Source organism: Micromonospora noduli (assembly GCF_003264475.1).
Classification (GTDB): Bacteria; Actinomycetota; Actinomycetes; order Mycobacteriales; family Micromonosporaceae; genus Micromonospora; species Micromonospora noduli.
Genome location: NZ_PYAC01000008.1, coordinates 431,333 through 449,940, shown reverse-complemented (window position 1 = coordinate 449,940; position 18,608 = coordinate 431,333). Strand labels below are relative to the sequence as shown.

General features: G+C 70.7%; 17 protein-coding genes. 4 read left to right on the top strand and 13 right to left on the bottom strand.

The features are described from left to right. Window positions 1-293 precede the first annotated feature (293 nt). The 4 genes from MED15_RS12560 to MED15_RS12545 form a co-directional block, all read right to left on the bottom strand. Window positions 294-887, bottom strand: a complete 594-nt coding sequence (locus MED15_RS12560; RefSeq protein ID WP_007455465.1) for a GTP-binding protein — start codon at window positions 885-887, stop codon at window positions 294-296. Between the two features lies 1 nt (window position 888). Continuing rightward, window positions 889-1,266: a DUF742 domain-containing protein gene (locus MED15_RS12555; protein WP_091397239.1), complete on the bottom strand. Its 378-nt coding sequence runs from the start codon at window positions 1,264-1,266 to the stop codon at window positions 889-891. Window positions 1,267-1,364: 98 nt separating this feature from the next. Beyond that, window positions 1,365-1,769 (bottom strand): roadblock/LC7 domain-containing protein, encoded by a 405-nt coding sequence (locus tag MED15_RS12550; RefSeq protein WP_030329023.1) that lies wholly within the window; start codon window positions 1,767-1,769, stop codon window positions 1,365-1,367. Continuing rightward, window positions 1,766-5,413: a sensor histidine kinase gene (locus MED15_RS12545; protein ID WP_112735677.1), complete on the bottom strand. Its 3,648-nt coding sequence runs from the start codon at window positions 5,411-5,413 to the stop codon at window positions 1,766-1,768. Before MED15_RS12545 ends, MED15_RS12550 begins: the two co-directional genes overlap by 4 nt. A 502-nt stretch (window positions 5,414-5,915) precedes the next feature. Between MED15_RS12545 and MED15_RS34190 the strand changes: the two genes are divergently transcribed. Further along, on the top strand, window positions 5,916-6,209 hold the full coding sequence (locus MED15_RS34190; RefSeq protein WP_225855241.1) for a hypothetical protein: 294 nt from the start codon (window positions 5,916-5,918) through the stop codon (window positions 6,207-6,209). Between the two features lie 2 nt (window positions 6,210-6,211). Here MED15_RS34190 and MED15_RS12535 read toward each other — a convergent pair whose 3' ends face one another. Continuing rightward, window positions 6,212-7,285: an adenosine deaminase gene (locus tag MED15_RS12535; protein ID WP_112581615.1), complete on the bottom strand. Its 1,074-nt coding sequence runs from the start codon at window positions 7,283-7,285 to the stop codon at window positions 6,212-6,214. 52 nt (window positions 7,286-7,337) lie between these two features. Then, the gene (locus MED15_RS12530) at window positions 7,338-7,796 is read right to left on the bottom strand and encodes a PPOX class F420-dependent oxidoreductase (RefSeq protein ID WP_112602078.1); all 459 of its coding nucleotides are present in this window, start codon (window positions 7,794-7,796) and stop codon (window positions 7,338-7,340) included. A 57-nt stretch (window positions 7,797-7,853) separates the two neighbouring features. Here MED15_RS12530 and MED15_RS12525 point away from each other — a divergent pair, with 57 nt between their 5' ends. Both MED15_RS12525 and MED15_RS12520 read left to right on the top strand, forming a co-directional pair. Next, window positions 7,854-8,351: a MarR family winged helix-turn-helix transcriptional regulator gene (locus MED15_RS12525; RefSeq protein ID WP_112581617.1), complete on the top strand. Its 498-nt coding sequence runs from the start codon at window positions 7,854-7,856 to the stop codon at window positions 8,349-8,351. 1 nt (window position 8,352) lies between these two features. Then, complete coding sequence (locus tag MED15_RS12520) at window positions 8,353-9,231, top strand: putative RNA methyltransferase (RefSeq protein ID WP_112602077.1); 879 nt, start codon at window positions 8,353-8,355, stop codon at window positions 9,229-9,231. A 2-nt stretch (window positions 9,232-9,233) separates the two neighbouring features. On the opposite strand, the gene MED15_RS12515 is transcribed toward MED15_RS12520, so the two are convergent. From MED15_RS12515 to MED15_RS12505, 3 genes are all read right to left on the bottom strand, one after another. Further along, on the bottom strand, window positions 9,234-9,914 hold the full coding sequence (locus MED15_RS12515) for a DUF4272 domain-containing protein (RefSeq protein ID WP_112581619.1): 681 nt from the start codon (window positions 9,912-9,914) through the stop codon (window positions 9,234-9,236). A gap of 110 nt (window positions 9,915-10,024) precedes the next feature. Continuing rightward, the gene (locus MED15_RS12510) at window positions 10,025-11,305 is read right to left on the bottom strand and encodes a thymidine phosphorylase (protein ID WP_112735675.1); all 1,281 of its coding nucleotides are present in this window, start codon (window positions 11,303-11,305) and stop codon (window positions 10,025-10,027) included. Window positions 11,306-11,451: 146 nt separating this feature from the next. Continuing rightward, window positions 11,452-12,156: a cytidine deaminase gene (locus tag MED15_RS12505; protein ID WP_091394566.1), complete on the bottom strand. Its 705-nt coding sequence runs from the start codon at window positions 12,154-12,156 to the stop codon at window positions 11,452-11,454. A gap of 396 nt (window positions 12,157-12,552) precedes the next feature. Here MED15_RS12505 and MED15_RS12500 point away from each other — a divergent pair, with 396 nt between their 5' ends. Continuing rightward, window positions 12,553-12,906, top strand: a complete 354-nt coding sequence (locus MED15_RS12500; RefSeq protein WP_244220441.1) for a nitroreductase/quinone reductase family protein — start codon at window positions 12,553-12,555, stop codon at window positions 12,904-12,906. Between the two features lie 54 nt (window positions 12,907-12,960). Here MED15_RS12500 and MED15_RS12495 read toward each other — a convergent pair whose 3' ends face one another. The 4 genes from MED15_RS12495 to MED15_RS12480 form a co-directional block, all read right to left on the bottom strand. Continuing rightward, on the bottom strand, window positions 12,961-14,241 hold the full coding sequence (locus MED15_RS12495; protein WP_112581622.1) for an ABC transporter permease: 1,281 nt from the start codon (window positions 14,239-14,241) through the stop codon (window positions 12,961-12,963). 3 nt (window positions 14,242-14,244) lie between these two features. Continuing rightward, the gene (locus tag MED15_RS12490) at window positions 14,245-15,618 is read right to left on the bottom strand and encodes an ABC transporter permease (protein ID WP_112602075.1); all 1,374 of its coding nucleotides are present in this window, start codon (window positions 15,616-15,618) and stop codon (window positions 14,245-14,247) included. Next, on the bottom strand, window positions 15,615-17,189 hold the full coding sequence (locus MED15_RS12485) for an ABC transporter ATP-binding protein (RefSeq protein WP_309251435.1): 1,575 nt from the start codon (window positions 17,187-17,189) through the stop codon (window positions 15,615-15,617). The genes MED15_RS12490 and MED15_RS12485 overlap by 4 nt, the downstream gene beginning before the upstream one ends. A 250-nt stretch (window positions 17,190-17,439) precedes the next feature. After that, the gene (locus MED15_RS12480) at window positions 17,440-18,507 is read right to left on the bottom strand and encodes a BMP family lipoprotein (RefSeq protein WP_091394574.1); all 1,068 of its coding nucleotides are present in this window, start codon (window positions 18,505-18,507) and stop codon (window positions 17,440-17,442) included. Window positions 18,508-18,608: the final 101 nt, after the last annotated feature.

Genomic DNA, 18,608 nt, shown 5'->3' with positions numbered 1-18,608 from the left:
GCAGGAGGCTGGGCCTTCCGCCGCGACCACGGGGACCGCGACGACGACCGGGAGTACGAGTACCGCTCGGCGGGCTACCAGTCCTGATCCCTTCTCACACGCAGAAGCCGCCTCGCGAGGACCGTGGGTGGGCCTGTGCCCCGGGAAGGGGCTGACAGCTTCCAGGTCGTCAGGAGGCGGCTTGGCGGCGCGCTGGCTCGTCTGAGCGACGAACCAGCGCGGAGGCACTCACCGGGGCGGCTGGCAGCGCCCGGTGGCGGCCGGAGCCACCACCGGGGCGTGCAGCGTCCCGATCAGGCCGGGGCGACGGCGCGCGTACGGCGCATGGTCAGCACGTACTCGACCAGCGAGATCAGCACGTGCTTCGTCGACTCCCGGTTACGGGCGTCGCAGGCCACCACCGGCACGTCGCTCGAGATCGCCAAGGCGTCCCGGACGTCCTGCGGGTCGTGGTACTGCATCCCGTCGAAGCAGTTGATCGCCACCAGGTACGGCAGGCGTCGGTGCTCGAAGAAGTCGATCGCCGCGAAGCAGTCGGCCAGCCGGCGGGTGTCCACCAGCACGACCGCACCGATCGCACCCCGCACCAGTTCGTCCCACATGAACCAGAAACGGGTCTGACCCGGCGTACCGAACAGGTACAAAATCAGGTCACGGTCGATCGAGATCCGGCCGAAGTCCATGGCCACCGTGGTCGTCGTCTTGCCCGGCACCTGCCGGGTGTCGTCGACGCCCACGCCAGCGGAGGTCATGATGGCCTCGGTGGTCAGCGGCGTGATCTCCGAGACCGAGCCGACCAGCGTCGTCTTACCGACGCCGAATCCACCGGCGATAACGATCTTCGCCGACGTCACGCGGCCGCTCGGGTTCGGCGGGCGGTGCGACATGTCAGAGCCTGCGAAGTCCACTCAGCACCCTCTCCAGCAGTTCAGTGCCCACCGCGTCGTCGGAGTCGTCCAAAATGGTCGGCTCGTGGACCGCGACCAGGCCGTCCGTCGCCATGTCGGCGATGAGCACCCGGGCCACACCGAGCGGGAGCTGCATCCGCGCCGCGATCTCCGCGAGCGATTGCACGCGTCCGTCACACAGCGCGGCGATGTACTGGTGTTCGCGGCCCTGGCCACCGTTGCCATTGGCAAGGGCCCGGCCGCGCACCGTCGTCTCGACGAGCGCCTCCAGCGCGATGTCGAGCCGGGGACGGGTGCGACCACGGGTCACGGCGTATGGACGGACCAACGCTCCGGTTGGTTCGTCACGATCGGCCATCTCGCCGCTCACCTCCTTCGCACCCGTTACCGGCTCCCACCGGTGAAACCCGTCGTTGTCGTTTTTGCAGTCGTGCCGACCTCACGATCGGCGAGACGTCAGCCCAGCATGCCCGCAGCCGCACGCGGCTGCGGGGTCAGTGCGTCGCCCACCCGGTCGACCAGCAGCGCCATCTCGTAGCCAACCTGGCCCACGTCGGAGCTGCGAGCTGCCAGCACGGCGAAGGACGAGCCGTCCGAGATGGACATCAGGAACAGGAAGCCATTGTCCATCTCCACGACGGTCTGCAACACCGCGCCTCCCTCGAAGCAGCGTGCTGCCCCCTGGGTCAGGCTGACCAGACCCGATGAGATCGCGGCGAGCTGGTCTGCCCGGTCGCGCGGCAGATCCCGTGACGACGCGAGGAGTAGGCCGTCCGCCGATACGGCGACCGCATGCGCGACGCCGGGCACCCGGTCGGCGAAGTTGGCCAGCAGCCAACCAAGATCCTGCGTAGTTGTCATCCTTCTTGCTCCTTCTGCCCGCTCCCGGCCACCGGGCCTGAGCCAGACTGCGAGGATTGCCCTCCCGGAGTCGCCTCCGGGCTGGTCGGGTTGTCCGAGGTGCTACGCCCTCGCTGCACGCCCCGGTGGTAGGCGGAGAGCAGGCCACGAACCGCCTCCGGGGAGCGCCGCTGGACCGAGGTGGTGGGCTTCTCTACCGCACCGGGTACCAGCTGCGCCATCGGCTTGCGCTTCGGCAGACCGGTCGTGGTGGTCTCGCTCACCGGCGCCGCGCCGGCCGCCGCGGAGGCAGCACGCCAGCCGTCGTCGGCGGCGGTCTGCCAGCCGTTGCTCTGCGGTTGGGGCCGGCGGTTCGGCAGGCTCTCGGCGAGGCTGGGGCGGGTGCCCTCGTTCGCTGTGGAGCCGTTGTCCCGCGGCGCTCCTCCGACCGTCGGAGTGTCTGCCATCGGTGTGTTACCTGTCGTCCCGGGTGGTGTCTTGTGGACTGCCCGACCGGTGGCCTCGACCGTGGCGAACTGCTGGGTCGCGGAGTCGCCGTTCGTCGCTGGCTGGGCACCGGCCGCGGTCTCCTCGGAGCCCGGGCGACGGGTACGGAACCAGGCCGACTCAAGCTCCCGGAAGATCGGCAGCTCCATCGTCTCATCCGCGTACCGCTGACGGTTCTGCGCCTGCGGCTGCTGCGGCGCCGGCCGAGTCTGCGGCGTTGGCCGAGTCTGCGGAGCCGGAGCCGGAGCCGGCGCTGCTGCCGCGGTCGGCGCAGGAGCCGGAGGCTGGGCTGCGGCCGGCTGCTCGCCGGGTCGCGGCACCCGCGGCAGCTCCGTCGTCATGTCGAGCGCGGCGGCGAGCCGCTCGGGCACCGGCGGGGTGGCCGTGTCCCGGTCGCTACCCGGCACTGGCGGCCAGGCCGGCGGCGCCGGGGCGTTGGGTGCCTGCGCGGGCGGGGCGGATCGGGGCGCGAAGCCGCTGAACGACTGGCTGGAGACCGGCGGCGCCGAGTACGGCTGGTTCGAGTACGGCTGACCGGACGCCGGCGAGGCCGAGACCGGCGACGCGGACACCGGCGGACCGGCGTACGGCTGCCCGGAGGCCGGAGCGGCGGACACCGGCGCGCCGCCGTACGGCGCACCCGAGTAGGGCTGCCCGGAGTACGGCTGGCCGGAGGCCGGCGAGGCGGAGACCGGCGCACCGGAGTAGGGCTGCGCGGAGACCGGCGGCGCCGAGTACGGGTGCGCCTCGGGGCTGCTCGGCAGCTGACGCGGAATGGACGGCTGCTGGCCGGTGGTCGGGGTCTCGTCCCCGCCCCGGCGCTGCGGCAGCGGGTCGGTGCCCTGGCCGTTGGCCGACCGGGGGGTGAACCCGTCGCCGCCGTTGACGCCGTTCGTCCCGGCCGCGCCGGTCAGATCGGACCACGCCGGCATCGACCGGTACGCGCCACCGTTGGCGGGGGTGCCGGCACCGTTGCGCGTCGCGGGGTCGAACGGGCGACCGCCCAGGGTGACCTGGTTGCCGGACTCGCTCGGGCGAGGGCCGGGGCCGTTGCCCAGCGCGGGCAGCGCGCCGAAGACCGGCGCGGGCCCACCGGACTGCGGACCACCGAACTGGGGAGCACCGGCCGCCGGCAGCGCCGGAGGCTGCTGTACCCGACCGGAGAGGGCCCGAGGCACCAGCACCGAGGTGGGCAGGGTCACGTCAGCGACCGTGCCGCGATCGTTGCCGGGGCGCAGCTCGACACGGACACCGTGCCGGGACGCCAGTCGGGCCACCACGACCAGGCCCATCATCCGGGACACGGCCACGTCGACCTGCGGCGGCGTCGCGAGCCGCTCGTTGAGGTCGTGCAACTGCTCGGCGCTGATGCCGATACCGCGGTCCTCGACGTACAGCGAGGAGCGGTCACCGACACGCCGGGCCTCGACCATGACCTGCGAGTCGGGCGGGGAGAACGCGGTGGCGTTGTCGAACAGCTCCGCGACGAGGTGCACCAGGTCGTTGACCGCGTGCGCGGCGACCTCGATGTCGCGGTCGATGACACCGAACTCGATCCGGGTGTAGTGCTCGACCTCGGACTGCGCGGCGCGCAGCACGTCGATGAGGGCGGCCGGCTCACGCTGCACGCGGGTGGAGTCGGCACCGGCGAGCACCAGCAGGTTCTCGTCGTTACGGCGCATCCGGGTGGCCAGGTGGTCGAGCTGGAACAGCTCGGCCAGCCGGTCCGGGTCCTCTTCGCCGCGCTCCAGCCGGTCGAGGTGCCCGATGAGGCGGTCGACCAGGATCTGGGAACGGCGGGCCAGGTTGACGAACATGGTCGCGACGGAGGCGCGCAGTGCCGCCTGCTCGGCGGCCGTGCGGACGGCTTCCAGGTGGACGGCGTTGAACGCCTCGGTCACCTGGCCGAACTCGTCCTTGCTGCGCACCGGCAGTGGTTCGGCGATCTGGTTGGCCAGCTGCACCGGTGAGAGCTGCCCGACGACCTGCGGGTCGCGCAGACGGGCCACGGCCTGTGGCAGGCCGTACTGGGCCACGGAGAGCGCGCCCTGCCGCAGCTCACGCAGTGAGCGGGCCATGGAGCGGGCCACCAGGTAGGCGAAGAGGATCGCCAGCAGCAGCATGCTGAGCAGCAGGCCGGTCTCCAGGAAAACCTGGCGCTGCACGTCCGAGCGGAGGGTGTCGGCCTGGTTGACCACTTCACTGTCGAGCTTCCGCTCGACGGTGCGGATCAGCTTGGCGTTGGCCGTCATGGCGGCTTCCCACTGGTCCGGGCCGAACGGCGCACCGCGCATGTTGCCGGTGGTGTTGCCGTCGATCCAGCCGGTGTAGTTCTGTGCCTGCCGGCGGTCGCCGCCCGCGACGGTCTGGTCGTGGAACTTCGCGTCGTCCGGGGTGGCGACTGCCTTGAAGCTCTGCAGGGCCTGCTGCTGGCCGGTGTCACTGGCGACGTAGTCCCTGCGCAGTGCCGGAGTCAGGCGCTGTCCGCCCTTCACGCCCAGCGCGCGGTGCACCACGACCCGGCGTACGGCGAGGAACTCCTTCTCCCGGGCGACCGCCGCGGCGGCGCGCATCCGGTCGCTGAGTTGGTTGTCACCGGCGAGCTGCGTGGACGAGTCGCGGATGGCGAGCAGGTCACTGATCAGACCCTCGTACGCCTGCACGGTCTCGGTGAGCGCGAGCTTTCCGTTGAACACCTGGCTGCGGACGCCCGACAGGTCCTGCAGGTTCTGGTCGATGCTGTCGAGCAGGCTCTCCAGGCTGCCCGGCAGGTCCTCGATCTCGGTCCGCTGCTGCCGGTAGGGGATCGCATCCTGATCCACCCGGGAGTTCACCCGGTTGTATGCCTCCTGGTACTGCGCCGTCGGCTGCGTCCCGTCCGCGCCCAGCAGCAGCACGGCGGCGGTCCGCTCGTCCTGCAGACTGTCGACCAGGTCACCTGAATAGCTCGACAGATTCGCCAGGTCGCCAGCTCGGTTGGCATTGTTGAGCGTCTCCACGTGGTCGATAAGACCACTGGTGCCCACCACGACCGTGGCGATGGTCGGCACGATCATGATGAGACCGAGCTTGGACCAGATCGGCATGTCCCGGAGCCGGCTGGCCGGCCGGCGCAGCCGCGACAGGAAGGAGCCCGCCGTCTTTGGCCGTTTGCTCACGTCACCGCCCTCGCGATTACAGCTTGAACGCGTTGCCCCGGGCAACGCCCAGCGACCGACCCGGCGGGTCGGACCCCCGAGATTCCATCACGCCGGTCGACAAGAAGAAAGCCCAGGTTGTCCCAGACCGAAGGTGTGATGAGATGTTGATGCGATTTGATAGCAGTCTGTCTGGCCGGAGTAACTGAAGGTAATGGAACATCCGCACCGAGTTGTCCTACTGGCCGGCCCATCGGGGTCCGGAAAGTCGTACATAGCGCAGCAAACCGGCTTGCCGGTGCTGTGCTTGGACGACTTCTACAAAGACGGCGATGACCCTACGTTGCCGAGACGAAACGGCCAGGTGGATTGGGAATCGCCGCACTCCTGGGACGCCCCCAGTGCGGTGGAAATCATTGCCCAACTTGCCCGCGAGGGCCGAGCCGATGTGCCGGTTTATGCGATCGGCGCCGATCGACGGGTGGCCACCCGGCCATTTGATGTCGCCGGATCGCCACTTTTCGTGGCCGAAGGGATCTTCGCCGCCGAGATCGTCGAGGAGTGCCGTCGCCGCGGCCTGCTCGCCGGGGCGTACGCGCTGCGCCGCCCGCGCGGGGCCACCTTCGTGCGCCGACTGGCCCGCGATCTGTCCGAGCAGCGCAAGGCGCCTCGGGTGCTGTTTCGGCGCGGGGTGGCGCTGCTGCGGGCCGAGCCCGCGGTGCTGCGCCGGCAGATGGGCCTCGGCGCGGAGGCGGCCCGGGCCCGGGAGGTGCTGCGCCGAGTGGCCGGGCTGCTCGCCGGCCACCCACATGGCTGAGCTCAGGCCATCAACTTCGCGTACGCCGGCTTGATCACGTCATCAATGATCCGCAGTCGCTCGTCGAACGGGATGAAGGCGCTCTTCATCGCATTGATGGTGAACCACTGCAGCTCTTTCCAGCCGTAGCCGAACGTCTCCACCAGCAGCGACATCTCCCGCGACATCGAGGTGCCGCTCATCAACCGGTTGTCGGTGTTGACCGTCGCCCGGAAACGCAGGTCCCGCAGCAGGCCGATCGGGTGGTCCGCGATCGAGTCCACCGCACCGGTCTGCACGTTCGACGAGGGGCACAGTTCCAGGGGGATCCGCTTGTCCCGGACGTACGCGGCCAGCCGGCCGAGCGAGCCGTCGGGGGCGATGTCGTCGACGATCCGCACCCCGTGGCCGAGCCGGTCCGCCCCGCACCACTGGATCGCCTGCCAGATCGACGGCAGACCGAACGCCTCGCCAGCGTGGATGGTGAAGTGGAAGTTCTCCCGCTGGAGGTACTCGAAGGCGTCCAGGTGCCGGGTGGGCGGAAAACCCGCCTCGGCGCCGGCGATGTCGAAGCCGACCACCCCGGCATCCCGGTGCCGCACGGCCAGCTCGGCGATCTCCTGGGAACGGGCGGCGTGCCGCATCGCGGTGAGCAGGGTGCCCACCCGGATGGTCAGGCCTGCCTCGACCGCCTGGGCGGTGCCCTCGGCGAAGCCGGCCAGCACCGCCTCGACCACCTCGTCCAGGCTGAGGTCCCGTTCCAGGTGCTGCTCAGGGGCGAAACGCACCTCGGCGTAGACCACACCGTCGGAGGCCAGGTCAAGGGCGCACTCGCGGGCCACCCGACGCAACGCGGGCGCGGTCTGCATGACCGCCACGGTGTGCGCGAACGTCTCGAGGTAGCGCTCCAGGGAACCGGAGTCCGCCGCGTCCGCGAACCAGCGTCCGAGCGCCTCCGGGTCGGTGGTGGGCAGTTCGTGGCCCACCTCGGCGGCCAGGTCGACGATCGTCGCCGGCCGCAGCCCGCCATCGAGGTGGTCGTGCAGCAGCGCCTTCGGGACCTTGACGATGTCCTCGTACCGGATAGTTGCGACCATGCTCAGACCCTAGTCAGCGGCCTGGGCGGACCGGTACGGGACCGGCCGGGCGTCACGGCCGCCAGCCGTACACCCGGTGCACGTCGAGGCGGATCACGAGCCGTCCGTCGGCAACCATGGCGGCGCGGTAGTCCGCCCAGTCCGGGTGGTCGCCGCGAATCCGGCGGTAGACCTCGACCAGTTCGTCGACCGTCTCGTCGGTGGTGGCCACGGCCGGCTCGCTGAGCGTCACGACCCCCTCCGCCACCGCGTACGCGCCGCCGTCCGGCGTGGTCACGTGGAAGCTGGCCCGGGGATCGCGGCGCAGATTGCGCACCTTCGCCCGGCCTCCGGTGGTGGAGCAGCGGATCAACCCCGGCTCGGCCAGGTAGTCGAGGTTGGACAGCTGGGGCCGCCCGTCCCGGCGCAGGGTGACCAGCACTCCGCGCCCGCGCTGACCGAACAGCTGCCACAGTCGATCGCCCGCAGCGTCGGTCGTCGCACTCGGCCGCCGGAGGAAATTTGTTGACATGTCATCGAAGCTAGAGGCAGATCGATGACATGTCAACGAAAGCGTTAGACTCCACGGATGGACGCACCCCGGTGGCTGGACGAACGGGAGGACCGCGCCTGGCGCGGCTACCGCCGGATGCGTCGACTGCTCGACCTGGAGCTGGCCCGGGAGCTGTCCCAGGACGCCGGCCTCTCCGAGCCGGACTACGACGTGCTTTCCGACCTCTCCGAGACACCCCAGGGGCGCCTGCGCCTCAGCGAGCTGGCGCACAGGATGCTGTGGTCACGTAGCCGGCTCTCCCACCATCTGAGCCGGATGCAGCAGCGTGGCCTGGTGACCCGCGAGGAGTGCGCCGACGATGCCCGCGGCTCGATCGTCGTGCTCACCCCGGCGGGCCGGCAGGCCATCGAGTCCGCCGCCCCCGGTCACGTGGCCGCCGTCCGCCGGCACCTGATCGACCTGCTCACCCCCGCGGAGGTCGACGCCCTCGGCGCGCTCACCCACCGGGTCGTCGACCACCTCGCCGAGCCGGGCCTCCAAGCCACCCGGCCGCAGCCCGCGGCGAAGGCCTGACGTGGACCCCCGCATCCTCGACCGGCTGCGCTGCCCGGTCTGCGGCGAGCCGCTGACCGAGGCGACCGCCGGCACCACCGGTGCGCTGCGCTGCCCGCGCCGGCACAGCTTCGACATCGCCCGGCAGGGGTACGTCAACCTCCTCGCCGGGCGCGCCCCGCACGTCGGCGACAGCGCCGAGATGGTCGCCGCCCGGGCGGACTTCCTCGCCGCCGGGCACTACGACCTCATCTCGGCCGCCCTCTCCGACGCCGCGACGGAAGCCGCCGGTCGGCTCCGCGCGTCGCCGACACCCGACTTCGGGGCGTACCCCCTGGTGGTGGATGCCGGCGCCGGCACCGGCCGGTACCTCGGCGCGGTGCTGGCGGCGCTGCCGGACGCCGTGGGCCTGGCCCTGGACGTGTCCAAGCCGGCGCTGCGCCGCGCGGCCCGCGCGCATCCCCGGGCCGCCGCCGCGCTCGCCGACACCTGGCAGCGACTGCCGCTCGCGGACGCCTCGACCGCCGTGCTCCTGAACGTGTTCGCCCCGCGCAACGGCCCGGAGTTCCACCGGGTGCTCGACCCGGCCGGCGCGTTGCTGGTGGTCACGCCCGACACCGACCACCTCGCCGAGTTGGTGGACGTCCTCGGCCTGCTGCGGGTGGACCCGGACAAGGCCGACCGGGTGGCCGCCAGCCTGGGCGGGCACTTTACGCCGGTCAGCTCGGCCGTGCACCGGGCCGAGTTGGCATTGACCCGGCCGGACGTCGCCACCCTGGTCGGGATGGGCCCCAGCGCCTGGCACACCGACAGGGCGGCGCTCGCCACCCGGCTGGCCGCGCTGCCCGAACCGGTCCGGGTCACAGTGGCGGTCCGGCTCGACGTCCTGCGACCTCGCTGACCTCAGGTGGAGAGGTCGACCTCTTCCCAGCCGGGCGGCTCGTCGTGGTACGGCCCGCGCAGGATCACCGCCCACTCCAGCGCCCAACGCCGCTGCCCGATCGCGTTCGCGTCGACCAGGCCCGGTGCCCGCCGGCCGCCGCGCTCGGTCTCCAGGTACGCCCAGTCCAGGCAGTAGTGCAGGTCGAGCAGGGCGGCCGCGTCGGCCGGGTGTTGCGGCGCGGTGAGGATCCGGGAGCGCCAGTGCGGGAAGGTCTCCCCCTCGGCGATGTGCGGCAGCCGCTCGACCAGCCGCTCGTCGACGGCCAGCGTCGGGTCGAGCTGCTTGCTCAGCCCGAGCACCCAGGCCAGCGCGAAGAGCGCGTCGTGGTGCAGCACGAACGACCGGTGGTCCCCCTTGCCGCCCATCACGAACTGCCACTCCGGCGGGGTGACCATGTCGACCAGGTGCGAGCCGAGCAGCCAGCTCATCGCCGCCTGCGGGGGCATCCCGAAACAGCGGGCCAGGATCAGGTGCAGCACCGCGATCCGCGCCTCGATCTCCGCGGTCGGGCGCAGGTCGATCTGGTCACCCGGCTCCCACACGAGGGGAAACTGGGCCGGCGGCAACGGCAGGCCGAGCCGGGACAGCTCGTCCAGGCTCGCCTCGCGCACCTCACGTGGGTCGGGGGCAGCAACGCTCACGGCGGATCTTCCTGTCTGCTCGCGCCGGCGCAAGGCCGGTGGTCCCCCCTTGGCCTGCGACAATAGCGCTCCCAGGTGACCGGCACCACGCCAGGGCGACGTCGAATCGATCAGCCGATGCGTTCGATGACCAACGACGTCGCCGCCGGGGCCGTCGGCGCGATCCGCACCGCGTTGGCGGCCTCGGTCAGCGCTGCCGGAATCCGCGTCGCGTCGTCGGCACGCAGCTCGTAGAGCGGGTCACCGGCCCGCACCTCGTCACCCGGCCGCTTGTGCAACACCACACCGGCCGGCACGCTGACCGGGTCCTCCTTGCGCGCCCGACCCGCGCCGAGCCGCCATGCCGCAACCCCCATGGCGTACGCGTCGACGGCCGCGACGTACCCGTCCCGCTCGGCGCGGACCACCTCCACCTCGGCAGCCGTTGGCATCGGCGCGTCCGGGTCGCCGCCCTGCGCCCGGATCATCGCCCGCCAGGAGTCCATGGCCCGGCCGTCGCGCAGCGCCGCAGCCGGATCGGCGTCCGGCAGACCGGCGGCGTCGAGCATCTCCCGGGCCAGTGCGAGGGTCAGCTCCACCACGTCGGCCGGTCCACCACCGGCCAGCACCTCGACCGACTCGGTCACCTCGACCGCGTTGCCGATCGCCAGGCCGAGCGGGGTGGACATGTCGGTGAGCAGGGCGACCGTCCGCACCCCGTGCGCACCGCCCAGCTCGACCATGGTGCGCGCCAACTCGCGGGCCTGGTCGACGGACTTCATGAAGGCGCCCGAGCCGACCTTGACGTCGAGGACCAGCGCCCCGGTGCCCTCGGCGATCTTCTTGCTCATGATCGAGCTGGCGATCAGCGGGATCGCCTCCACGGTGCCGGTCACGTCGCGCAACGCGTACAGCTTGCGGTCGGCGGGGGCGAGCCCGGCACCGGCCGCGCAGATCACCGCACCGACCTCGTCCAGTTGGGCGATGAACTCGTCGTTGCTCACCGTGGCCCGCCAGCCCGGGATGGACTCCAGCTTGTCCAGCGTGCCGCCGGTGTGCCCGAGACCCCGGCCGCTCAGCTGCGGCACGGCCGCGCCACATGCCGCCACCAGCGGGGTGAGCGGCAGAGTGATCTTGTCGCCGACGCCACCGGTGGAGTGCTTGTCGACCGTCGGCCGGCGTACCGCCGACAGGTCCAACCGCTCACCGCTGGCGATCATCGCGGCGGTCCACCGGGCGATCTCCGGCCCGGTCATGCCGTTGAGCAGGATCGCCATGGCCAGCGCGGACATCTGCTCGTCGGCGACGACCCCCCGGGTGTACGCGTCGACCACCCAGTCGATCTGCGCGTCCGACAGCACACCGCCATCCCGCTTCACGCGAATAACGTCAACAGCAGCAAAACCACTCATCAGATGATCTTTTCTAGTCGATTGGCGGCACCGACGCACGGCCGGTTACCACGACGGGGCCGGGGCCGACCGTGCCCGGCGGAGGGATCAAGCCTGACCGCCCGGAGCCGGGCACGGTCGGCCCCGGCCCCGAACAGCGACCACAATCAGGACCAGCGCACCGGGATCTCCGCCGGCGGCTCACCCTCACCGGCCCAGAAGATCGTGCCGGTGGCGTCCACCACGACCACCCGGGGCGTCCGGGCCAGGCCCCAGGTGATCGCCTCGGCCGGGTCGTCCCAGCTCGGCGCCTCCTCCAGCACCCCGGTCTCGGCGCCGGCGTCGTCGCCGGCCGACCGCTCCCAGTACGCCGTCCAGACCTGCTGACCGGCGGACATGTCCGGGTGCACGAAGACGGTGCCGCGCCCGCGCCAGGCGGCGAGCCGCTCCGGGACCACCGGCACCGGTGTCTCCCCGGTGACGGCTTCCAGATCCTCCACGCCGAAGGCGTGCGGCAGCAGCTCGGCCATCCGCAGTGGCCGGGTCTTGCTCTCGATCAGGCACTCCGGCCCGCCGTGCTCCCAGAGCAGCTGCCGGCAGCGGCCACACGGCATCAACGGCTCGCCGGTCGCATCGACGCAGGAGAGCGCGACGAGCCGGCCGCCACCGGTGGCGTGCAGGCTGGACACGACCCCGCACTCGGCGCAGAGCGTCACCCCGTACGCGGCGTTCTCCACGTTGCAGCCGACCACCACACGGCCGTCGTCGACCAGCGCCGCCGCGCCGACCGGAAACGTCGAGTACGGCGCGTACGCGTGCCGCATCGCCTCGATGGCGGCAGCGCGCAACCGTGCCCAGTCAATGTCGGTCATGCCGCCATTCTGCCCAAGCAGCCCAGGTCAGAAGCGGGCAGGGCCGGGTCCACGGGCGGGCGCAGCCGTGCCGGGCGTGAGCCCGACTCATCGGCCACGCCACCGCAGCGCAAGCAGCGGTCAGTCGTCACCACAGTGGGAGGCAATGCCGAGGATGACGGCTCGGGGTGAAAGGGACGTTCGGCCCTGCATCTTCCGCTCGGGTCAGCCAACCCTGAAGCCGAGGTTGGACACGTGCGACCGAGGGGACATGTGATGGCGAAGTTGGGAAGCTGGCCGTTGTCCGAGGACACTCTTCGTCGGATGTACGCGGGGGGCCGCGGTAACGCTGCGGCCCGCCGTTTCGCCCGACTCTGGGCGGCCGTGTACGGCGCCGGCCTGCACCCGAGGCGGTGGGTGACGCTGGAGGTCGTGGGACGCCGAACCGGTCGGATCACCCGCTTCCCGCTGGGTATGGCCGACTGGCAGGGCGACTGGTATCTGGTCCCGATGCTGGGCGAGAACTGCAACTGGGTCCGAAACGTACGTGCGGCCGACGGCCTGGTGACCATTCGGCACAGGCGTACCCGGCTCTGCCGCCTGGTCGAGGTGCCGGTCGACGAGCGTGCACCGATTCTCAAGCGGTATCTGGCGACGGTCCCCGGAGCCCGGCCGCATGTCCCCGTCGACCGGCACGCGCCCCTGTCCGAGTTTGCGGCAATCGCGGCACAGTACCCCGCGTTCCGTATCGAGACGGCACCCGTGAGATGACTGGCGCGGACCTCGCTGTGCCCGACGGGAGTCCCGCCGGGCACAGCTCGGGTGTCAGCCCTTGATGTACGGCTTGCCGTCGGCGGCCGGTGCCCGGACCCGGCCGACCAGCCCGGCGACCGCCAGGATGGTCGCCAGGTACGGCAGCATGGCCAGGAACTGGCTGGGGATGACGCTGTTGATCGCCCCCAGGTAGGTGGCGAGCTGGTCGGCGAAACCGAAGAAGAGCGCGGCGAGCAGCGCGCCTGTCGGGTTCCACCGGCCGAAGATCAGCGCGGCCAGGGCGATGAAGCCCTTACCGCCGATCATGTTCTTGGTGAACGAGTAGAGCGCCAGCGTGTAGGACGCCCCGCCGATGCCGGCGACCACGCCGGCCAGCAGCACGTTGCGGTAGCGGACCCGCAACACCTTGACGCCGAGCGTGTCTGCGGCGATCGGGTGTTCGCCGACCGAGCGGGTCCGCAGCCCCCACCGGGTGCGGAACAGCCCGATGTGGATCACCAGGACCAGGAGCAGCCCGAGGTAGAGGAAGATGTTGCCGCGGAACAACGCCGGCCCGAGTACCGGGATGTCCTTCAGCAGCGGGATCTCCCAGTTGCTGAAGCGGGGCGCGCTGTTGTACTTCGCGGCGTCGGTCTGCATCAGCCGCTCGTAGAGGAAGCCGGTGACGCCGACGGCCAGCAGGTTCAGCACGATGCCCATGACGACCTGGTCGACCAGGTAGCGGATGGCGAAGACGGCCAGCAGCAGCGAGATGAACGCGCCGCCGATGGCGGCGGCGACCAGGCCCACCCACACGCTGCCGGAGATGCTGCCGAACAGGGCCCCACTGAACGCGCCCATCAGCAGTTGTCCCTCGATGGCCACGTTGACCACGCCGGACCGCTCACAGAGCACCCCGGCGAGCGCGCCGAAGATCAGCGGCAGGGCCAGGATGAACGTGCCCCGAATGATGTTGACCAGCGGCATGAAGTTCTGCCCGGTCGGCGCGGCGGAGACCTGCCAGCAGAGGAACGACAGCACGAAGGCGACCAGCCCGACGCCGAGTACGGGAAGGAACCACCGCTTCGGCACCCCGGCGAGCAGCGCCGCGCCGGCGGCGATCGTGATGATCCCGAACAGGATCGCCCCGATCGTGCCGTTGATCTCCAACGCGGCGCCGGCCGCGTCGTCGCTGAGCGTGAACCGGGCCTGCTGGTCGGTGGCGAGCGCGCCGAAGAGCACCGCGGACAGTAGGCCGAGCGCCAGCAGCGTGAGACCGACCTTCCGGCTGCGGGTCCAGAAGCCCTCGTCGACCGGGGCGACCGCGATGTCGGGGACAGCCATGGTGGACATGAGTTACCAGCCCTTCGCCAGGCTCGTCTGCAACCGGGCGGCGCGCGCGGCCCGGAGCTGGAAGATCGCCTTCACCAGGGCCGGTGCGGCGATGAAGATGACGATCAGCGCCTGGAGCACGGTCACCAGCTCCAGCGAGATCCCGGAGTACGACTGCATCCGGTTACCACCGGCCTGCAGCGCACCGAACAGCAGCGCGGCCAGCAGCACACCCCAGGGCTTCACCCGCCCGAGCAGCGCCACCAGGATGCCGTCGAAGCCGATCTGCGCGACCACCAGGGGGGTCAACGCGCTGGCGGTGGAGCCGAGCACCATGTTCGAGCCGCCGAGGCCGGCCAGGATTCCGGCGAAGACCATGATCAGGATGTACGTCCGGGTGACGCTGATGCCCGCGGTCCGGGCGGCGTCCGGGTTGGCGCCGACCGCGCGCAGCTCGAAGCCGAGCGTCGAGCGGTTGAGTAGCCAGGCGACCGCCCAGGTGGCCAGCACGGCGAGCAGGATGCCGGCGTGCACCCGCAGGTTGTCGCCGAGCAGTCGGGGCAGCTGGGCGGAGCTGTCCACCGCCTTGCTGATCGCGTCGGTACGGTTCGGGTCCTGCACGCCGTTCTGCACGATCAACCAGGTGAGGAAGTACGTGGCGACGTAGTTGAGCATGATCGTGTTGATCACCTCGTGTGCTCCGGCACGGGCCTTGAGGATGCCGGGGATGAAACCCCAGATCGCTCCGCCCAGCGCGCCGGCCAGCACCGCCACCAGCAGGTGCAGGCCGGGCGGCAGCGGCAGCAGGAAGCCGGCCAGCGCCGCCATGATCACGCCGATGGTGGCCTGGCCCTGGGCGCCGATGTTGAACAGGCCGCCCCGGAAGGCCAGCGCCACCGACAGACCGGTGAAGACCAGCGGCGCCGCGTAGGTCAGCGTCTCCGAGATCGGCGCGAGCACGGCCTGCCAGCCGTTGGCGCCGTTCAACCAGCCGGAGAACGCCTCGGGGTCGAAGATCGAGCCCTTGAACAGGTTCGCGTACGCCTCGCTGACGAGCGTCCAACTGGAGTTGATCGCGTCGGACGGGCGCGAGGTGATGTACGAGTAGGTGGAGAGCACGTCGGGATCAGAGATGATCATCAGCACCGCGCCGACCACGATCGCCAGCACCAACGACAACAGCGTCACCGTGAAGGTGTTGGCCGCCCAGAGGTTGTCCAGGAACAACCGGCCCAGGCTCGGCCTCGGCTCCGGCTCCGGGCCCGGCTTCGCCACCGAGCGGTCCGGCTCGGTCGCCACCTCGGCGCGTTCGGTGTTGCCGAGCGCGTTCTGCGCGGCCTGCGCCTCGCTCGCCGGCTCCTTGTCCGGGGAGCCCGACTGCGGGTTGGGGTTGGTCATGCCTCGTCCTCGCTCGCGGAACCTGCGTCGCTCGCCGGGCCCCCGTCGGCCGCTGCGGGCTTGTCGACGGCGGTCGCCGCACCGGGCTTGTCGGCGGCGGGTGCTGCGATGGCGTCGTGGGCCGCGTCTGGGCTGATGCCGGCCATCAGCAGGCCAATTTCCTCACGTGGGGTGTCCGGGCCGACGATGCCGATGATCCGGCCGCGGTACATCACCGCGATCCGGTCGGCCAACCCGATCACCTCGTCGAGTTCGCTGGAGACCACCAGAACGGCGGTGCCGATGTCCCGTTCGCGGATGACCTGGCTGTGGATGAACTCGATCGATCCGACGTCGACGCCACGGGTCGGCTGGGCGGCGATGAGGAGCTTCAGCGGCCGGGACAGCTCCCGTGCCACGATCACCTTCTGCTGGTTGCCACCGGAGAGGGTGCCCACCGCCGCGTCGGCCGATGAGGTGCGGACGTCGAACTGCTCGATCCGCTCCTTCGCCGAGGCGGCGATCGCGTCCGGCTTCAGCGCGAGCCCGGCACCGAACGGCGGCCGGTCGTAGATGTCCAGCACCAGGTTCTCCGCGACGCTGAACTCCTTGATCAGGCCGTCCACGCTGCGGTCCTCGGGCACGTAACCGACGCCCGCCCGGAGCACCCTCTTGGGCTTCCAGCCGTTGATCCGGTCACCGGCCAGGCTGATCGTGCCGGCGAGCGCCGGGCGCAGGCCCATGATCGCCTCGATCAGCTCAGTCTGACCGTTGCCCTGTACGCCCGCCACGCCGAGCACCTCGCCCGCGCGCACGGTCAGGTCGACGCCGTCGACAGCGCGGATCTGCCGGTCGTCGTCGACGACCAGCCCGGCCACCTCCAGCACCGGCTCGCCCGGCGTGGCCGGGGTCTTGTCCACTGTGAGCCGGACGTTGCGCCCGACCATCAACGCGGCCAGCTCATCCCGGCTGGCCTCCGGCGAGGCGGTGCCGACGGTCTTTCCGCGTCGGATCACTGTGATCCGGTCGGCGATGGCCTTGACCTCGCCGAGCTTGTGGGTGATGAAGACGATCGACTTGCCGGCCGCCTTGAGCGACCGCATGACCGTCAGCAACTCCTCGGTCTCCTGAGGGGTGAGCACCGCGGTCGGCTCATCCAGGATGAGCAGGTCGACATCGCGGGTGAGCGCCTTGACGATCTCGACGCGTTGCTGGATGCCGACCGGCAGGTCCTCGATCACCGCGTCCGGGTCGACCCGCAGGTTGTAGCGCTCGGACACCTCGGTGACCTCGCGCCGGGCCCGCCGCCGGTCCAGGAAGCCGGCGATGCCGCCCCGGATCTGCTCGGCGCCGAGCATGATGTTTTCGGTGACGGTGAAGACCGGCACCAGCATGAAGTGCTGGTGCACCATGCCGATCCCGGCCCCGATCGCGTCGGACGGGCCCTTCAGCTTCAGCGGCTTGCCGTCGACCAGGATCTCGCCCTCGTCGGGCTGGTAGAGCCCGTAGAGCACGTTCATCAGGGTCGACTTGCCCGCGCCGTTCTCGCCGAGGAGGGCGTGAATCTCTCCAGGCTCCACCGTCAGGTCGATGTGATCGTTGGCGACCAGATCACCGAACCGCTTGGTGATGCCGCGCAGTTCGAGTCTCAGCGCAACCTCCTGGAGTGCGAGCGATGGTGCAGCCTAGCTGCCGTGGAACCGACCGGACCGGGCCGGCCGCCGTGGTGCGCGATCGGCCGCTCCGACCCCGCGGGGTATCCGCAGAGCCGGAGCGGCCGATCGGTCGTACCTGTCCCCCGCCGATCCCCCCGATGATCTCACCGGAGCGGCCGGCCGGTTGTCACTTGGTCGGCTGGGCCTTCGAGGTGACGGTGATGGTGCCAGCGGCGATGTCCGCCTTGATCTTGTCGACCTCGGCCTTCAGCTCGGCCGGAACCTTGCTGTCGAAGTCGTGGTACGGGGCGATCGAGACACCGGTGTTGGCCAGGGTGCCGACGAAGCCCGGCTTGGCCTCCAGCTTCTCGCCACCGGCAGCCTTGACCACGGCCTCCTTGACGGCCTCCGGGATGTTCTTGACCACGGTGGTCACGATCGCGGAGCAGTCCGGGGTGCTCTCGCAGCCGTCAACGTCCACCCAGATGGTGCTGTACTTGCCACCCGACGCCTTGGCGGCGGCGGTGGTGCCGAGGCCGGAGCCGCCGGCGACCGGCATGATGATGTCCGCGCCCTGGGCGACCAGCGCGTCGGAGACCTTCTTGCCCTCGTCCTGCTTGTCGAAGGCGTTGGAGAAGGAACCCTTCTGGGTCTCCTTGTTCCAACCCAGGGCCTGGACGTTCTTGCCCTTGGTGGTGTTGAAGTACTTCACACCGTCGACGAAACCGTCCATGAAGATGGTCACCGGCGGGATCGGCACGGCACCGTAGGTGCCGACCTTGCCGCTCTTGCTCATCCCGGCGGCCAGGTAGCCGGCCTGGAACGCGGCCTGGGCGGTGTCGAACTGCATCGGGTAGACGTTGGCGTCACCCGGGTTCGCGTCGACGATGCCGAACTGCTGGTTCGGGTTCGCCTTCGCGATCTTCGAGGTGGCGTCGCCCATCAGGCCACCGACCGCCAGGATGAAGTCGCACTTCTGGTTGACGAACTGCGTCAGGTTCGGCTCGTAGTCGGCCTCGGCCTTCGACGCGACGTACTTGATGTCGATGTTGTCGTTGGCGGCCTTGGCCTCCTGCAGGCCCTTCCAGGCCGAAGCGTTGAACGACTTGTCGTCGATGCCGCCGACGTCGGTCACCATGCAGGCGCTGAACTTCTTGGCGCCACTGCCGGCGTTGTTGTCATCCTTGGGCGCCTCGCCACAAGCGGCGGCGGTGAGCGCGAGCCCACCCACCGCGAAGATCGAGGCGATCCGCATCCCACGCACCGAGCGCAAGACGTCTCCTTCCCATTGCACACCGCGCCTTGTGCGGTGGCAGCCCATCAGCCGACCTGCGGGTGTGCCGCCGGCTGTCCCAC

Coding starts and splice junctions, on each gene's coding strand:
- MED15_RS12560 (WP_007455465.1), bottom strand. CDS start 887: ATGTCGCACCGCCCGCCGAACCCGAGCGGCCGCGTGACGTCGGCGAAG.
- MED15_RS12490 (WP_112602075.1), bottom strand. CDS start 15,618: ATGACCAACCCCAACCCGCAGTCGGGCTCCCCGGACAAGGAGCCGGCG.
- MED15_RS12550 (WP_030329023.1), bottom strand. CDS start 1,769: ATGACAACTACGCAGGATCTTGGTTGGCTGCTGGCCAACTTCGCCGAC.
- MED15_RS12535 (WP_112581615.1), bottom strand. CDS start 7,285: ATGGTCGCAACTATCCGGTACGAGGACATCGTCAAGGTCCCGAAGGCG.
- MED15_RS12480 (WP_091394574.1), bottom strand. CDS start 18,507: ATGCGGATCGCCTCGATCTTCGCGGTGGGTGGGCTCGCGCTCACCGCC.
- MED15_RS12510 (WP_112735675.1), bottom strand. CDS start 11,305: ATGAGTGGTTTTGCTGCTGTTGACGTTATTCGCGTGAAGCGGGATGGC.
- MED15_RS12525 (WP_112581617.1), top strand. CDS start 7,854: ATGGACGCACCCCGGTGGCTGGACGAACGGGAGGACCGCGCCTGGCGC.
- MED15_RS12555 (WP_091397239.1), bottom strand. CDS start 1,266: ATGGCCGATCGTGACGAACCAACCGGAGCGTTGGTCCGTCCATACGCC.
- MED15_RS12505 (WP_091394566.1), bottom strand. CDS start 12,156: ATGACCGACATTGACTGGGCACGGTTGCGCGCTGCCGCCATCGAGGCG.
- MED15_RS12530 (WP_112602078.1), bottom strand. CDS start 7,796: ATGTCAACAAATTTCCTCCGGCGGCCGAGTGCGACGACCGACGCTGCG.
- MED15_RS12495 (WP_112581622.1), bottom strand. CDS start 14,241: ATGTCCACCATGGCTGTCCCCGACATCGCGGTCGCCCCGGTCGACGAG.